Origin of the sequence: Kitasatospora aureofaciens (assembly GCF_001188955.3) — a bacterium.
Classification (GTDB): Bacteria; Actinomycetota; Actinomycetes; order Streptomycetales; family Streptomycetaceae; genus Kitasatospora; species Kitasatospora aureofaciens.
This window is the reverse complement of record NZ_JPRF03000013.1, coordinates 178259-193998: the sequence shown is the minus strand read 5'-3', so window position 1 is coordinate 193998 and position 15740 is coordinate 178259. Positions and strand designations below refer to the sequence as shown.

General features: G+C 73.8%; 14 protein-coding genes. 12 read left to right on the top strand and 2 right to left on the bottom strand.

Translation table 11 applies throughout. The features are described from left to right. Positions 1-143: 143 nt before the first annotated feature. Together HS99_RS06875 and HS99_RS06870 are read right to left on the bottom strand one after the other, a co-directional pair. Positions 144-527, bottom strand: a complete 384-nt coding sequence (locus tag HS99_RS06875; protein WP_030282975.1) for a helix-turn-helix domain-containing protein — start codon at positions 525-527, stop codon at positions 144-146. Continuing rightward, on the bottom strand, positions 524-769 hold the full coding sequence (locus HS99_RS06870) for a thiamine-binding protein (protein ID WP_078656799.1): 246 nt from the start codon (positions 767-769) through the stop codon (positions 524-526). Before HS99_RS06870 ends, HS99_RS06875 begins: the two co-directional genes overlap by 4 nt. A 219-nt stretch (positions 770-988) precedes the next feature. Here HS99_RS06870 and HS99_RS06865 point away from each other — a divergent pair, with 219 nt between their 5' ends. From HS99_RS06865 to HS99_RS06810, 12 genes are all read left to right on the top strand, one after another. Further along, on the top strand, positions 989-1831 hold the full coding sequence (locus HS99_RS06865; protein WP_030552188.1) for a TIM barrel protein: 843 nt from the start codon (positions 989-991) through the stop codon (positions 1829-1831). Positions 1832-1963: 132 nt separating this feature from the next. Further along, the gene (locus HS99_RS06860) at positions 1964-2857 is read left to right on the top strand and encodes a 2-hydroxy-3-oxopropionate reductase (protein ID WP_030282968.1); all 894 of its coding nucleotides are present in this window, start codon (positions 1964-1966) and stop codon (positions 2855-2857) included. A 466-nt stretch (positions 2858-3323) separates the two neighbouring features. Further along, positions 3324-4466, top strand: a complete 1143-nt coding sequence (locus HS99_RS06855) for a glycerate kinase (protein ID WP_037829275.1) — start codon at positions 3324-3326, stop codon at positions 4464-4466. 167 nt (positions 4467-4633) lie between these two features. Continuing rightward, positions 4634-6013, top strand: coding sequence for an allantoinase AllB (allB, locus tag HS99_RS06850; RefSeq protein WP_030282964.1), 1380 nt, complete (start codon positions 4634-4636; stop codon positions 6011-6013). 79 nt (positions 6014-6092) lie between these two features. Then, positions 6093-7322, top strand: coding sequence for an allantoicase (alc, locus tag HS99_RS06845; RefSeq protein WP_070043272.1), 1230 nt, complete (start codon positions 6093-6095; stop codon positions 7320-7322). Between the two features lie 103 nt (positions 7323-7425). Further along, the gene (locus HS99_RS06840; protein WP_030282960.1) at positions 7426-8886 is read left to right on the top strand and encodes a catalase; all 1461 of its coding nucleotides are present in this window, start codon (positions 7426-7428) and stop codon (positions 8884-8886) included. Positions 8887-9263: 377 nt separating this feature from the next. Further along, the gene (locus tag HS99_RS06835; RefSeq protein WP_046387358.1) at positions 9264-10043 is read left to right on the top strand and encodes an IclR family transcriptional regulator; all 780 of its coding nucleotides are present in this window, start codon (positions 9264-9266) and stop codon (positions 10041-10043) included. Between the two features lie 195 nt (positions 10044-10238). After that, positions 10239-11156 (top strand): metal-dependent hydrolase, encoded by a 918-nt coding sequence (locus tag HS99_RS06830; protein WP_033351831.1) that lies wholly within the window; start codon positions 10239-10241, stop codon positions 11154-11156. A 35-nt stretch (positions 11157-11191) separates the two neighbouring features. Then, the gene (locus tag HS99_RS06825) at positions 11192-12280 is read left to right on the top strand and encodes a PDR/VanB family oxidoreductase (RefSeq protein WP_030552185.1); all 1089 of its coding nucleotides are present in this window, start codon (positions 11192-11194) and stop codon (positions 12278-12280) included. Between the two features lie 15 nt (positions 12281-12295). Further along, entirely contained in the window at positions 12296-13228 is a 933-nt protein-coding gene (locus HS99_RS06820) for a M24 family metallopeptidase (RefSeq protein ID WP_063737794.1), read from the top strand. Continuing rightward, positions 13225-14985, top strand: coding sequence for an SDR family oxidoreductase (locus HS99_RS06815; RefSeq protein ID WP_030552183.1), 1761 nt, complete (start codon positions 13225-13227; stop codon positions 14983-14985). The genes HS99_RS06820 and HS99_RS06815 overlap by 4 nt, the downstream gene beginning before the upstream one ends. A 124-nt stretch (positions 14986-15109) precedes the next feature. Then, on the top strand, positions 15110-15733 hold the full coding sequence (locus tag HS99_RS06810) for a LysE family translocator (protein ID WP_030282947.1): 624 nt from the start codon (positions 15110-15112) through the stop codon (positions 15731-15733). The last annotated feature ends 7 nt before the right edge of the window (positions 15734-15740 follow it).

The following is a 15740-nucleotide window of genomic DNA, read 5'->3' as shown; positions in this document are numbered from 1 at the left end:
GTGGTTACGTTTTGAACCGGCCCCCGGTGCGGGGCCCTTTCGTGTGCGATTCGCCAAGTGTGCCCCGCCGTGCGCCGATCCAGACTTCTCGGCACCGGCGGGGTCACCCGGTCGGCGGACCGCCAGGGGCGGCCCGGGGTCGCTCAGGAGGGCTTCGAGCCGTCCTGGCGGTTCAGGTAGTTGTACACGGTGAAACGGCTGACGCCCAGGGCCGAGGCGACCGTCTCGACCCCGTGGCGGACGGTGAAGGCGCCGCGCTCCTCCAGGAGGGCGACCACCCGCTGCTTCTCCCAGCGGTCCAGCTCGGCCAGTGGACGGCCGTCGAACTGCCGGGTCATCTCGGCCAGCAGCCGGTCCAGCGCACTGCTCAGGTGCGGCAGCCGGACGGCCAGGGCCGGGGTGCCCTCCCACTCCAGGACGACGTCCTCGGCCTTCGCCTCGTCCAGCGGGACGGGCGTGGCACCGACCGCGGCCAGTAGCGGCTTGACCGCCGCGGCGAGCGGGTGTTCCACGTGCTGCTCGGTCACGGCGTACCGCCCTCCTCGCCCAGCAGGCTGACCTGGACCGAGATCCGGGTCGCCCCGGCGTCCAGGGTCTCCCGGAGCAGTCGGGTCACCGCGGCGAGGACCTGCTCGGCCTCGCCCTCGGCGCCGGTTCCGAAGGGGCCGACCAACACGTCCAGGCCGGCCTCGTCGACGACCTTGCGGGCCGCCGCGGCGTGCTCCGGGAACGTGTCCAGTTCGAACGGTTCTGTCGTGAACTCCACCATCAATCGCACGTGCTCACTGTATCGAGCGGGGGGTGGACGGGGGCAGGGGCTGGGCGATCGAACAGCCAGGGGTGCTGGTGGCGGGCCCCTCCCGGCCGCTTCAACAAAATGTTGCGACAGCCTTGACACTGCCTCGCCGGGCCGGAGATGCTTCCACCACACAGAATCCCTCTTCCGGATCGTGGAAGTTGCGGATGAAGGAAGAGAGAGTGAGAGGTGATGGACGTGACGGCGGCTGCCAAGCACAGCTTCACGGTCAACCTGTCGATACTGTTCGGCGAACTCCCGCTGCTGGAGCGACCCGCGGCCGCGGCCGCGGCCGGCTTCACGGCCGCCGAGCTCTGGTGGCCCTTCGGCACCGAGCACACCCCGAGCCAGGCCGAACTGGACGCGCTGCGCAAGGCGTTCGGTGAGGCGGGCGTCCGGCTCGCCGGCCTGAACTTCCTGGACGACCTGAGCCGGGGCGCCCGGGGCACCGTCTCGGTCCCGTCCGAGCGGGACCGGTTCCGCGCCAACGTCCCGGTCGCCGCGGAACTCGCCGCCTCGCTCGGCGCCACCGCGCTCAACGCGCTGTACGGCAACCGGATCGAGGGCGTCGAGCCGGCCGAGCAGGACGCGCTCGCGCTGGAGAACCTGGTGCTCGCCGCCGAGGCGGCGCACGGGATCGGCGCGATCCTGCTGATCGAGGCCCTCAACAAGGCCGAGTCGCCGGACTACCCGCTGGTCTCCGCGGCCGCCGCGGTCGACGTGGTCGACAAGGTCAACGCCGCCACCGGCCTGGGGAACGCCAAGTTCCTCTGCGATCTGTACCACCTGGCCAAGAACGGCGAGGACCTGGCGGCGGTGATCGACACCTACGCCGACCGGATCGGCCACGTGCAGATCGCCGACAACCCGGGCCGCAACGAGCCCGGCACCGGCGAGCTGGACTTCGAGGACCTCTTCGCCCGGCTCAGCGCCGCGGGCTACACGGGCTCGATCGGCCTGGAGTACCGCCCCTCCACCGGCGTCAGTGCGGACAGCTTCGGCTGGCTGCCGCGCGAGCTGCGCGCGGCCCGCTAGCCCAGGCGGTCCGGCAGTCCCGGCAGTCCGGCAGTCCGGCAGCCCAGGCGGTCCGGCAGCCCCCGCAGCGCGGCGCCCGACGGCCGCCGGAAAGCCACCCCTCCCACCCGCACACGTAAGGAACCCGACGCGATGAGCGCCTCCCGCAAGATTGCCTTCGTCGGCCTCGGCATCATGGGCAAGCCCATGGCCGTCAACCTGGTCAAGGCCGGCCACCACGTGACCGGCTTCGACCTCTCCCAGGCCTCGATCGACACCGTGGTCGCGGCCGGTGGCCACGGCGCCGCCAGCATCGCGGACGCGGTGAAGGACGCCGAGGTCGTCATCACCATGGTCCCGGCCGACCCGCACGTCGAGGCGGTCATCCTCGGCGAGGGCGGTGTCCTGGAGAACGTCGGCGCGGGCACCCTCGTGATCGACATGTCCTCGATCACCCCGCAGACCTCCATCAAGGTCGGCAAGGCCGCCCGCGAGAAGGGCGTGCGCACCCTGGACGCCCCGGTCTCCGGAGGCGAGGCCGGCGCGATCGAGGCGGTGCTGTCGATCATGGTCGGTGGCGAGGCGGCGGACTTCGCCGAGGCCAAGCCGCTGTTCGACGCGCTGGGCACCACGGTCGTCCACGTCGGCCCGGACGGCGCCGGCCAGACCGTCAAGGCCGCCAACCAGCTGATCGTCGCGGTCAACATCCAGGTGCTCGCCGAGGCCGTGGTGTTCCTGGAGAATGCCGGCGTCGACCTCGCCGCCGCGCTGGACGTGCTCGGCGGCGGCCTGGCCGGCTCCACCGTGCTCAACCGCAAGAAGGCGAACATGCTCAACCGCGAGTTCGCCCCCGGCTTCCGGATCGACCTGCACCACAAGGACATGGGCATCGTCACCGACGCCGCCCGTGCCGTGGGCGCCGCGCTGCCGGTCGGCGCCGTGGTGGCCCAGCTGGTCGCCTCCGCCCGGGCCAACGGCGACGGCCCGCTCGACCACTCGGCGCTGCTGCGCGGCGTCGAGCGGCTCTCCGGCCGCGAGGTCAAGTGACCCGCGAGGTCAACTGACCCACGCGGTCAACTGACCCGCGGGCTCAACCGACCCGCGCGGTCAAGTGACGAAGGGGCCCCGGCGCCCCGACAGACTCCTCCTGGCGGCGTGTACCTGATCCGGTCGTGCCCGCGCCGCCAGGAGGCCAGGCCCGACCGGCGTGCGGGCAGGGGCTCATCCGCCCGCCCGCCGGTCGACCCAAGCCGGTGACGCGCACACCCTCCCCCGGGGGCACTTCGGTCGTGCCTGTTGCGTGTCGCCCGGCCCCCTCCCCGCCGAGGGGAGCCCCTCGTACGTCGGAAGCGGGACGAGGGGAACGGCGGGGAGGGGGCGCCGCACCTCCGCGGCCCGCGCCGCACCTCCGCGGCCCTGGCCGCACCACCCGGGCGGGGGTCGCGTTCCCCGGGCCACCGGACACATGCTTGTCGAACCACCGCCAGACCCCGTACGGAAGTGAGGACCACCGATGCCCCCCACCCCCCACCAGGGTCACGTGGTCGTAGCGCCGGACAAGTTCAAGGGCACCCTCGAGGGTGCCGAGGTCGCCGCCCGGATCGCCGCCGGCATCAGGCGCGCCGCGCCCGGCACCGAGGTGCGCGAACTGCCCGTCGCCGACGGCGGCGAGGGCACCCTGGCCGCGGCGCTCGCGGCCGGCTTCGACCGCGTCCCGGCCAAGGTGGCCGGTCCGACCGGTCTGCCGGTGGACGCCGCGCTCGCCGTCCGCGGCGACACCGCCGTGGTCGAGCTGGCCCAGGCCTCCGGCCTCGCCCGGCTGCCCGGCGGCCGGACCGCCCCGCTCGCGGCCGGCTCCTACGGCGTCGGCCAGCTGATCGGCCGGGCGGTGTCCAGGGGCGCCAAGCGGATCGTCCTCGGCCTCGGCGGCAGCGCCTGCACGGACGGCGGCGCCGGCATGGTGCAGGCGCTCGGAGTCAGCCTGCGGGACGCCGACGACGTCGAACTGCCGCCCGGTGGCGCCGCGTTGCGCCGCCTGGAGCGGATCGAGCTCGGGCCGCTGGCCGGTCTGCTGACCGGCGTCGAGGTCGTGGTCGCCTGCGACGTGGACAACCCGCTGCTCGGACCGCGCGGCGCCACCGCCGTGTACGGCCCGCAGAAGGGGGCCGACGGCGACGACCTGGTGGTCCTGGAGGAGGGGCTGACCCGCTTCGCCGACCAGGTGGCCGCGGTCACCGGACGCGACGTGCGGCAGGCCCCCGGCGCCGGGGCCGCGGGCGGGGTGGGCTTCGCCGCCCTCGCACTGCTCGGCGCCACCATGCGACCCGGTATCGAGCTGCTGCTCGAACTGCTGGGTTTCGACGAGGCCGTGCGTGGGGCACGTCTCGTCGTCACCGGCGAGGGCTGCCTGGACGCACAGACGCTCCACGGCAAGGCCCCCGCCGGAGTCGCCGCGGCGGCTGCTCGGGCGGGGGTTCGGGTGGCCGCCGTGGCGGGTCGGCTGGAGCTGTCCGAGCCCGAGTGGCGGGCGGCCGGCTTCACCGCCGCGATCGCGCTCACCGACCTGGCCGAGCAGCCGGGGGACAGCATGACCAGGGCCGGTGAGCTGGCCGAGGTGGCGGGGGAGCAGCTGGCCGGAGCGCTTCTGCCGGCCTGATCCCTCGTACGTTCCTCCATTGACGTTTTGTTGAAGGCGGCCCTAGGCTCCCGGCAATCCTTCGGTTCCCACCCACTCCGACCACCCGCGAGCGCCTCCCCGGGCCGTGTGGTCCGGTGTGTCCCCGCGTACCCCCATCCCCCCAGTTCCAGGTTTCGGAGGTCCCCATGCCGTTCAGCCAGCCAGCGGTGATCCGCTCCCGCCGGGCGGTGCTGCCCACCGGTGAGCGCCCCGCGGACGTGCTGATCCGGGACGGGAGGATCGAGCAGGTCGCCGCCCACGGATCGCTGGTGGTCGGCGACGGCGAGCTCGTCGACCTCGGCGACACCGCCCTGCTGCCCGGCCTGGTCGACACCCACGTGCACGTCAACGAGCCCGGCCGCACCGAGTGGGAGGGCTTCGCCACCGCCACCCGGGCCGCCGCGGCCGGCGGCGTCACCACGATCATCGACATGCCGCTCAACTCGATCCCGCCCACCACCACGGTCGACGGGCTGGCCGTCAAGCGGAAGACCGCCGAGGGCCAGGCATGGGTCGACCTCGGCTTCTGGGGCGGGGCCGTCCCCGGCAACGTCGCCGACCTCGAACCCCTGCACCGGGCAGGCGTGTTCGGCTTCAAGAGCTTCCTCGCCCCCTCCGGCGTCGACGAGTTCCCGCACGTCGAGGCCGCCGACCTGGAGGCCGCCCTGGCCGAGCAGGCCCGGATCGGGGCACTGGCGATCATCCACGCCGAGGACCCGGCCGTGCTCGCCGCCGCACCGCAGCAACCCGGCGTCCACTACCGGGACTTCCTCGCCTCCCGCCCGCCCGGCGCGGAGACCGCGGCGGTCGCCCACCTGCTCCGCACGGCCCGGCGCACCGGCGCCCGGGTGCACATCCTGCACGTTTCCTCGGCCGCCGTGCTGCCGCTGCTGCGGCGGGCGCGCGAGGAGGGCGTACGGGTGACCGCGGAGACCTGTCCGCACTACCTGACCCTCGCCGCCGAGCAGGTGCCGGACGGCGACACCGCCTTCAAGTGCTGCCCGCCGATCCGCGACGAGGCGAACCGGGACGCGCTCTGGGAGGCTCTGGCCGACGGAGAGTTCATCGCCGTCGTCTCCGACCACTCGCCGTCCACCCCCGACCTCAAGCTGCTGCCCGAGTACGGCGGCAGCGGCGACTTCGCGGCCGCCTGGGGCGGCATCGCCTCGCTGCAGCTGGGCCTGCCCGCCGTCTGGACCGAGGCCCGCCGCCGCGGTCACACCCTGGCCGACGTGGTGCGCTGGATGTCCACCGGACCGGCCGAACTGGTCGGCCTCACCGGCACCAAGGGCGCCATCGCGCCCGGCTGCGACGCCGACCTGGTGGCCTTCGACCCCGACGGCGAATTCTCCGTCCACGCAGGTGAGTTGCATCACCGCAACCCGGTGACCCCGTACGCGGGAAGGACGTTGACCGGTGCCGTCCGCACCACCTGGCTGCGCGGCCGCGCGGTGGACACCGGCGCCGAGCCCTTCGGGCGCCAGCTCACCCGCCCCGCCGACTCCCGCCCCGAAAAAGCCTCCTGAGCCGGCGCCGCTTCCCGACCCGGAGCGGCGACCGAGCCGGCACCGCCTTCTGAACCGACACGTCTTCCGAGGAGAGTCAGTGACCACTGCCGACACCCCGAGCGCTCCCTTCACCGAGCTGGTCAACCTGGCCTCCCGACTGCTCGGCGCGGGCGTCGTCGCCACCAACGAGGACACCTTCGCGGACGCCGAGAACCTGCTGGTGGCCAAGCCGGCCGAGTTCCGCCCGCACACCTTCGGCCACAAGGGCCAGATCATGGACGGCTGGGAGTCCAAGCGCCGCCGCGGCGTCTCCGCCGAACAGCCGCACCCCACCGACCAGGACCACGACTGGACGATCGTGCGGCTCGGCGTCGGCGGCGTGATCCGCGGCGTGATCGTCGACACCGCCCACTTCACCGGCAACTACCCGGAGAGCGCCTCGGTCGAGGCGGCCTCCGTCCCCGGGCACCCCTCGCCCGAGGAACTGCAGGACGCCGAGTGGACCGTCATCGTGCCGCGCACCCCGCTCCGGGGCGACACCGCCCACGAGTTCGCCGTCCAGGACGACACCCGCTACACCCACGTGCGGCTCAGCATCTTCCCGGACGGCGGCGTCGCCCGGCTGCGGGTGCACGGTGAGGTGCTGCCCGACCCGCGCGAACTGGACGGCCTCACCTTCGACCTGGCCGCCCAGGAGTACGGCGGCGTGGCCGAGGCGGCGTCCGACCGCTACTTCTCCTCCCCGCACAACCTGAACGCTCCCGGTCGCGCCTCCGTCATGGGCGAGGGCTGGGAGACCCGGCGTCGGCGCGACAAGGCCAACGACTGGGTGCAGATCGCCCTGGCCGGGGGCGGCGAGGTCCTGGCCGCCGAGGTGGACACCACCCACTTCGTCGCCAACGCCCCCGGCTGGGCCGACCTGATCGGCTTCGACGCCTCGACCGGGCAGGCTGCGACTTCACAGACACCGGCCGACGGTGAGTGGTTCGAGATCCTTCCCCGGACCCGCCTGCAGCCCGACACCCGGCACCGCTTCCGGCTCGACGTCGGCCGCCCGGTGACCCACGTGCGGATCAACGTCTACCCGGACGGCGGCCTCGCCCGCCTGCGGCTCACCGGCCGCCTCACCGAGGCCGGCCGCGCGGCCCTCGCACTGCGCTGGTTCAACGCGGTCCCGGCCGCCGAGGCCGCGGCCGCCCTCGCCGACGCCGGCCTGACCTCCGAGGAGGCCGACGCGCTGGCCGCCGCCCTCCAGCCGGCCGACGGCCCGGACGGCGAGCACTCCGCCCGCCGCCGCTCGGCGCTGTGGCGCCTGCTGGGCGTCTAGGGCCTGTCTTACGGCCTGGCCCGGGGCCCGTCTCCCGGGTCGGGGCTCGCGCGCCCGCTCCACCTCTCCACGCACCGCCTTATCGACACCCGAAGGACCCTCCATGTCCAAGACCCTGACCACGGAGTCCGGCGCCCCGGTCGCCGACAACCAGAACTCGGCCTCGGCCGGTGAGTACGGCCCGCTGCTGCTCCAGGACCAGCACCTGCTGGAGAAGCTCGCCCGCTTCAACCGCGAGCGCATCCCGGAGCGCGTGGTGCACGCCCGCGGCTCCGGCGCGTACGGCTACTTCGAGGTCACCGACGAGGTGTCGAAGTACACCCGGGCGGCCTTCCTGTCCGAGGTCGGCAAGCGCACCGAACTCTTCCTGCGCTTCTCCACCGTGGCCGGCAACCTGGGCGCCGGCGACGCGGTGCGCGACCCGCGCGGCTTCGCGGTGAAGTTCTACACCGAGGAGGGCAACTACGACCTCGTCGGCAACAACACCCCGGTGTTCTTCATCAAGGACCCGATCAAGTTCCCCGACTTCATCCACTCGCAGAAGCGCGACCCGTACACCGGCGTGCAGGAGGCGGACAACGTCTGGGACTTCTGGGCCCACTCGCCGGCCTCGACCCACCAGATCACCTGGCTCTTCGGCGACCGCGGCATCCCGGCCTCGTACCGCCACATGAACGGCTACGGCTCGCACACCTACCAGTGGGTCAACGCCGAGGGCGAGGCCTACTGGGTGAAGTACCACTTCAAGACCAACCAGGGCATCCGCAGCCTGGACGGCGACCAGGCCGCCGAGGTGCTCGGCGCCGACGCCGACTCGCACCAGCGCGACCTCCACCAGGCCATCGAGCGCGGGGTGTTCCCGTCCTGGACCCTCTACGTCCAGCTGATGCCCGTCGCCGAGGCCGCGGACTACCGCTTCAACCCCTTCGACCTCACCAAGGTGTGGCCGCACGCCGACTACCCGCTGGTCAAGGTCGGCCGCCTGGTGCTCAACCGGAACCCGGAGAACGTCTTCGCCGAGGTCGAGCAGTCCGCGTTCTCGCCGAACAACTTCGTGCCCGGCATCGGCCCGTCCCCGGACAAGATGCTCCAGGGCCGGCTGTTCGCCTACGCCGACGCCCAGCGCTACCGCCTCGGGGTCAACCACACCCAGCTGCCGGTGAACGCCCCGCGCGCCACCGAGGCCAACAACTACGGGCGCGACGGCCACAACGCGCTCAACCCGGCCGGCCGCGGCAAGAACTACGAGCCCAACTCGTACGACGGCCCGGTCCAGACCGACGGCGCGCTCGCCGCGCCGCTCAAGCTGGACGGCCACACCGGCACCTACACCACGCCGGCCCACACCAAGGACGACGACTTCTTCCAGGCCGGCGAGCTGTACCGGCTGATGTCGGAGGGCGAGAAGACCCGCCTGATCAACAACATCGCGGGCTCCCTGTCGCAGGTCGCCCGGGACGACGTGGTCGAGAAGAACCTCGCCCACTTCCACGCCGCCGACGAGGAGTACGGCGCGCGGCTCGAGGCGGCCGTCGCCAGGCTCCGCGCGGGCGACGAGGGCTGACGCCCCGGAAGCCCTCACCGGACCATCCGTCCGCACCCTCACGGCCGCCGGGGCCCGCACCCCGGCGGCCGCCCGACGAGCCCCTCCCCCCCGGGCAGTGGGGGAGGGGCCCGTCGGGCGTTCCGGGGGGCCCGGCTCATGCGGGCCGGGGTCGCAGGTCGCAGGTCGCGGGCACGGGTCGCGCGGGCCGAGGGCGCGGGCCGCGCGGGGCGGGGGCGCGGGCCGGGCGGGTCGGTGCGCCCCTTCTACCAGGCGACCGGCGGTTGCTCCACGGAATGTTCACGGATATTCACGGACGGCAGTCGACCGGCCCCCGGGGTGGATAGGCTGGAGACTGCCCGCGGTCGCTCCGTGGGGGGACATCGGAAGGGGACGACATGTCGACACCAGCCCCGGGTCGTCACGCCGCGCTGGACCAGGGCCTGGCGGGCCCGTTCACCTCCCTGCAGCACGCCCTCAGACTGCTGGAGGCCGTCGACCGGCACCCCGACGGCGCCACCCTGGTCGCCCTCGCGCGGGAGACCTCGCTGGGCCTGCCGACCGTCCGGCGGCTCGCGGAGATCCTGGAGATCGAGGGCTACCTCCAGTGCCAGGACGGCGGTTGGGTGCTCGGCGGCACCTTCGCCCTGCTCGGGCAGCACAACCGCGAACAGCTCGTCAAGGCCCGGCTGAACCGCAAACTTGCCGAACTCCGGGACGAGTTGGGTGCTGCGGTGTACTTCAGCCGGTACCACGACGGGGAGTTGACGGTCGAGGCGGTCTCGGCGGCCGACTACGCGCCCGCCGTGCAGGAGTGGGTGGACTTCCGCGCCACCGCACACGCCAGTGCGATCGGCAAGTGCCTGCTCAGCCAGCTCGACTCGGACGGGCGGCGGGACCACCTCTCCCGGCACCCGGTCGCCCGGCTCACCTCCCGTACGGTCACGGACGCCGACCAGTTGATGCACCGGCTGGAGCGCCAGCCCGCCACGGTGCCGGTGCTGGACATCCAGGAGTACGCGCTCGGCACGGTCTGCGCGGCGGTGCCGATCACGGCGGGCAGCACGGTCGGCTGCCTGGCCACCTCGATGCCGGTGGACAACATCCACAAGCTGAAAGCCGCCGCCGAGCTGCTGGCGGCCCGGGCCGCGCCGCTGATGCTGGCCATGGCGGTCTGAGCGCCGCACGGTCGTCGGTCACGTAGGGAGCCCCGCCGGGATCCGGCGGGGCTCACGTGTTTCCCGGGGCGCCCGGCGGTGCAAACACTATTAGACGGGATGTCGATAAGGGTGGGAGAAACCCTTGCCCCGGCCGCTACCCGCGAGTACGTTTCCCTGAAGCCGAGCCGCCGCCCCAGCTCAGGAGGGCCTGCCATGCCCCGCTCCACTCCCGTCCCCGCCCTCGCCGCCCCTGCCGCGCGCGTCCACGAGAGCCTCGTCCTGGAGCCCCGGGACGTCCGCTTCGACTGGGCCCGGCTGCCGCTGCACTGGATCCCGGACGAGCCGATGGCCACCCACGTGATCAACGTGCTGCACCTGCTGCTGCCTGAGGGTGAACGCTGGTTCGTCAAGGTGTTCAAGGAGGCGCTGCCGCTCATCCGGGACGAGCAACTGCGCGAGGAGGTGCTCGGCTTCATCGGGCAGGAGGCCATCCACGCCGAGGCCCACCAGGAGGTGCTCGACCACCTGCTCGGCCAGGGCCTCGACCCGCGCCCGTACGTCCGGCAGGTCTCCTGGCTCTTCCAGCGCGTCCTGGGCGACAAGCCCGGCCTGACGCCGGCCCAGCGGAGGGAGAACGTCATCGAACGGGTCGCCTTCGTCGCGGCGATCGAGCACTTCACCGCCTTCCTCGGCAACTGGGCGCTCAACTCCCCGGGCCTGGACCGGGCCAAGGCCGATCCGACGATGCTGGACCTGCTGCGCTGGCACGGCGCCGAGGAGGTCGAGCACCGCAGCGTGGCCTTCGACCTGATGGTCCACCTGGACCCGGGCTACCTGCGCCGGGTCCGCGGGATGGCACTGTCCGGGCCGCTGCTGGTGCACCTCTGGGTGCGCGGCGCCCGCTTCCTGCTCGCCGCCGACCCGACGCTGCAGGGGCGGCTCAAGCCCAGCTGGCGGGAGGCGGGCCGGATCGCCAGGCGCGGACTGCTGCCCGACCCGATCCGCTCGATCCGCTCCGGGCTGCGCTACCTGCGGCCGGGCTACCACCCGACCCAGGAGGGGTCCTCCAGCCAGGCGCTGGGCTACCTCGCCACCTCCCCGGCCGCCCGCGCCGCGGCGGCGCACGGGTGACAACCGCCCCTCTCCCACCCCAAGGACCCCGCCGGATGGACCTGTCCACCCCACCCCCCGACCTCTACGGCCGCCCCCGCACCGACACCTTAATCCGCCGACTCACCGCCTTCGGCGACCGCTACTCCCCGGCGCTCGGCGGCCCCCTGCTGCGGCGCAACCCCCGCCGCCCGCTCAGCCGCCCCACCCCGCCGCTGCAGCTGGCCGTCGCCGCCCGCCGCCAACTGGCCTCCGAAGTCGTTGAATTGACCTTCGCCGACCCATCCGGCGGCCCGCTGCCGCCCTGGCAGCCCGGCGCCCACCTGCGTCTCGCCCTACCCTCCGGCCGCGAGCGCCACTACTCGCTCAGCGGCGACCCCGCCGACCGCCTCCGCTACCGGATCGCCGTCCGGCGACTGCCCGGGGGCGGCGGCGGATCGGCCGAGGTCCACGACACCCTGCACCCGGGTGCCCGCCTGACCGCCCGCCGCCCGCGCAACGGCTTCGCCTTCTGCGCCGAGCCCGCCGTCCTCCTGCTCGCCGGAGGCATCGGCATCACCCCGCTCCTGCCGATGGCCCGCGAGGCGCAGCGCCACGGCCTCGACTGGCGCCTGGTCCACGTCGGCCGCAGCGCCGACACCCTGCCCTACGCGGACGAGCTGCGCGCCCTCGACGCGCACCGCGTCGTGCCGCGCACCGACGACGAGCACGGCGGCGTCCCCACCGGCGCCGAACTGCTCGCCCACGCCCCGCGCGGCGCCGCCGTCTACTGCTGCGGGCCGGCTCCGATGCTCGCCGCCGTCCAGCGGGCCCTGGACGCATCCCCCGCGGCCTCCCTGCACTTCGAGCGCTTCGGCGCCGCCCCGATCACCGACGGCGAGCCCTTCGCCGTCCGGATCGGCGCCGACGGCCCGACGCTGGACGTCCCCGCCGACCGCTCCGCCCTGGATGTGCTGCGCGAGGCCCGTCCGGACCTCCCGTACTCCTGCCACCAGGGCTTCTGCGGCACCTGTGAGGTGCGCCTGCTCGCCGGTCGGCCCGACCACCGGGACCGCCGCCTCACTCCCGAACAGCGCGCCGCCGGCGCCCTGCTGCCCTGCGTCTCCCGGGCCGCCGAGGGTGAGACCCTCGTGCTCGACATCTAGAAGGAGAGCCCCTCGATGCCTCCGACGGCCCCGACGGCCCCGACGGTGAAGGCGACGCCCGCCTTCCCGTACACCGAGCGCGACCTCGCCCGCTTCCGCGAGACCCAGCAACTCGCCTACCACTGCGCCGAACAGGTCGCCGCCTGGATCGAACCGGGCGTCACCGAGCGGCAGGCCACCGCCGAGCTGCGCCGCCGCCTGATCACCGCCGGGGTGCAGGACTTCTTCCACGTCCCCTTCGCCTGGTTCGGCGACCGCACGGCCTTCCGGCACTTCCACACCCCGCTGCAGTTCTTCGCCGGCAACCGCAGGTTGGAGGAGGGCATGCCGTACGTGCTGGACTGCGCGCCGGTCGTGGACGGCTACACCGCGGACATCGGCTACGGCGGCAAGATCGGCGAGAACCGGGTCTGGGACCGCCTGGCCGCCGACCTCCAGGTCTACCGCGAGCTGATCCTCGCCGAGGTGCGCGCCCGCCGACCGCTCAACGAGGTGTACGCCGCGGTGGACGCGCAGATCGCCGCGCACGGCTACGACAACCGCCACCAGGTCTATCCGGGGCGGGTGATCGGCCACCAGGTCACCCGTACCACCGTGCGCGGCCCGGCCGGGGTGAACGTCCTCGGCTTCGGCGTGCGCACCCTGCAGACCCTGGGCCGGGAGCTCATCTCCGAGCGCCTGCACGGCCGTTCGCCGCTGTGGGCGGACGGCCGGTCGTCCCGGCACGCGCCCACCCCGGGCCTGTGGGCGGTCGAACCGCACATCGGGTTCCGCGGCGTGGGCATCAAGTTCGAGGAACTGCTGGTGGTCACCGAGGACGACGCCCACTGGCTCGACGACGACCTCCCGCACGTCCGCCGCTGGTCCGCCGGGACCGCCGCGGCCACCGAGCCGACCGAGCGGACCGAGCCCACTGACGAGCCGACCACCCTGGAGGCCACCCGATGACGCCCCCGCCGTCGCCAGCCCCGTCTCCCGCGCCGACGCCCCCGGTCCGCCGCCGGACCGTCCACTCCGGCGGACTCCCGCTCGCCGTCTTCGAGCAGGGCGACCCGCAGGCCCCCACCGTCCTCCTGGTGCACGGCTACCCGGACACCCACATCGTCTGGGACGACATCGCCGCCGATCTCGCCCGCGACCACCACGTGGTCCGCTACGACGTGCGCGGCGCCGGCGAGTCGGCCGCCCCGGCGGACCGCGACGGCTACCGCCTGGAGCGGCTCGCCGACGACCTGTTCGCCGTCGCCGAAGCCGTCAGCCCCGACCGCCCGGTGCACCTGGTCGCCCACGACTGGGGCTCGATCCAGTCCTGGGAGGCCGTCACCGTGCCCGGCGCCCGGCACCGGATCGCCTCCTACACCACCCTGTCCGGCCCCAGCCTGGACCACATGGGCTACTGGTTGCGCCACCGGCTGCGCCGCCCCACCCCGCGCCACCTCTGGCAACTGCTCCACCAGGGCCTGCACTCCTGGTACATCACCGTCTTCCACCTGCCCTACCTGGCCCCGGCCGCCTGGCGCCTCGGCCTCGCCCGGGCCTGGCCGCGGGTGCTGCGCGACCTGGAGCACGTCACCCCGCGCGCCGACCACCCGCAGCGCACCCTGCGCCGGGACGCGGTCCGCGGCATCGAGCTGTACCGGGCCAACTTCCGCCCCACGATGGGAAGTCCGCGCGAACGCCCGACCGAGGTCCCGGTCCAGCTGATCACCCTCACCCGGGACCGCTACGTCGGCACCTACCTCTCCGAGGGCCTGGAGCGCTGGGTGCCCGATCTGACCCGACGCACACTGCACGCCGGCCACTGGTCGGCGCTGCTGGAGAAGGGAGCCACCGTGGCCGGCATGGTCCGCGAGTTCACCGCCCGGATCGAGTCGGGACGGTCCCGGGAGGCCGACGGCGACGGCCGCCTGGTCGTCGTCACCGGCGGCGGCAGCGGCATCGGACGGGCCACCGCGCTCGCCTTCGCCGAGGACGGCGCCCGGGTGGTGGTCTGCGACCTGGACCTCGCGGCCGCCGAGCGCACCGCCGAACTCGCCTCGCTGATCGGCCCGCAGGCACACGCCTACCGGGTGGACGTCTCCGACGGCGCGGCGGTGGACGCCTTCGCCCAGCGCGTCGCCGCCGATCACGGCGTGCCCGACGTGGTGGTCAACAACGCCGGCATCGGCCACTCCGGGACCTTCCTGCAGACCACCGAGAAGGAGTGGCAGCGCGTCCTGGACGTCAACCTCTGGGGCGTGATCCACGGCTGCCGCGCCTTCGGCGCCCTGATGGCCGACCGCGGCCAGGGCGGCCACGTCGTCAACGTCTCCTCGGCCGCCGCCTACCTCCCCTCCAAGGCGCTCACCGCCTACGCCACCAGCAAGGCCGCCGTGTTCATGCTCTCGGACTGCCTGCGCGCCGAGTTCGTGGGCCACGGCATCGGCGTGTCCACCATCTGCCCCGGCATCGTCAACACCAACATCACCCGCACCTCCACCTTCTCCGCCAGCACGGCGGCCGAGCAGACCGCCAAGCAGGCCCGCGCCGCCAGGCTCTACGCCCGCCGCGGCTTCCCGCCGGAGAAGGTCGCCACCGCGATCCTCGCCGCCGTCCGGACCGGCAAGCCCGTCGTCCCGGTCACCCCCGAGGCCAAGGCCGCCCGCCTCCTCTCCCGGCTCAGCCCCGGCCTCCTCCGCCTCGCCGCCCGCCTCAACGTCACCTGAAGCGACTGCCGGGCCTGCGATGCGTTCCTGGCCTGGCTCGCCGGCGGCGGGTTGCCCGGCCTCACCGGGCCGGTGGAACAGGGCGTGTGAACGCGTCATCGGGCGTGTGAGAGCATCCGGGCCCATGGAGATGACAACCGCCCTGTGGTCCTTCGCCCTCGTCGTGGGGCTGCTCACGCTCACGCCCGGGCTCGACACCGCGCTGATCCTGCGGACCTCCGCGCTCGGGCGGCGGCGGCAGGCCTGGGGCGTGGTGCTGGGCATCCAGACCGGGACGCTGATCTGGGGGACGCTGACCTCGGCCGGGGTGACGGCGCTGCTGACCGCCTCGCAGGTGGCGTACGAGGTCCTGCGCTGGGCCGGGGCCGCCTACCTGGTGTGGATGGGCGTCGGGATGCTGCGCAAGCGGGGGACCGAGGCCGCGGCCGAGCAGGAGGAGTCCGTCGAGGGCGGATTCGGGCACGGCTGGCGGCGCGGCACGCTGACCAACCTGCTGAACCCCAAGGTCGGGGTGTTCTACGTGGCCGTGCTGCCGCAGTTCATCCCCGCCGGGGCCCCGCACTTCGCCGCCGGGGTGGCGCTGACCTGCGTGCACGTCGTGGAGGGCGTGCTCTGGTCGACCTTGCTGGTCGGCTTCGCCCGGGTGCTGCGGGGCTGGCTGCGCCGCCCGGCGGCCCGGCGGGTGATGGACCGGGTGACCGGCGCCGTGGTGGTGGGCTTCGGCCTGAAGCTGGCGCTGGCCGACTGAAGGGGCC

Coding starts and splice junctions, on each gene's coding strand:
- HS99_RS06810 (WP_030282947.1), top strand. CDS start 15,110: ATGGAGATGACAACCGCCCTGTGGTCCTTCGCCCTCGTCGTGGGGCTG.
- allB (WP_030282964.1), top strand. CDS start 4,634: ATGCCGTTCAGCCAGCCAGCGGTGATCCGCTCCCGCCGGGCGGTGCTG.
- HS99_RS06870 (WP_078656799.1), bottom strand. CDS start 769: ATGGTGGAGTTCACGACAGAACCGTTCGAACTGGACACGTTCCCGGAG.
- HS99_RS06855 (WP_037829275.1), top strand. CDS start 3,324: ATGCCCCCCACCCCCCACCAGGGTCACGTGGTCGTAGCGCCGGACAAG.
- HS99_RS06815 (WP_030552183.1), top strand. CDS start 13,225: ATGACGCCCCCGCCGTCGCCAGCCCCGTCTCCCGCGCCGACGCCCCCG.
- HS99_RS06835 (WP_046387358.1), top strand. CDS start 9,264: ATGTCGACACCAGCCCCGGGTCGTCACGCCGCGCTGGACCAGGGCCTG.
- HS99_RS06860 (WP_030282968.1), top strand. CDS start 1,964: ATGAGCGCCTCCCGCAAGATTGCCTTCGTCGGCCTCGGCATCATGGGC.
- HS99_RS06825 (WP_030552185.1), top strand. CDS start 11,192: ATGGACCTGTCCACCCCACCCCCCGACCTCTACGGCCGCCCCCGCACC.
- HS99_RS06820 (WP_063737794.1), top strand. CDS start 12,296: ATGCCTCCGACGGCCCCGACGGCCCCGACGGTGAAGGCGACGCCCGCC.
- HS99_RS06830 (WP_033351831.1), top strand. CDS start 10,239: ATGCCCCGCTCCACTCCCGTCCCCGCCCTCGCCGCCCCTGCCGCGCGC.
- HS99_RS06865 (WP_030552188.1), top strand. CDS start 989: ATGGACGTGACGGCGGCTGCCAAGCACAGCTTCACGGTCAACCTGTCG.
- HS99_RS06840 (WP_030282960.1), top strand. CDS start 7,426: ATGTCCAAGACCCTGACCACGGAGTCCGGCGCCCCGGTCGCCGACAAC.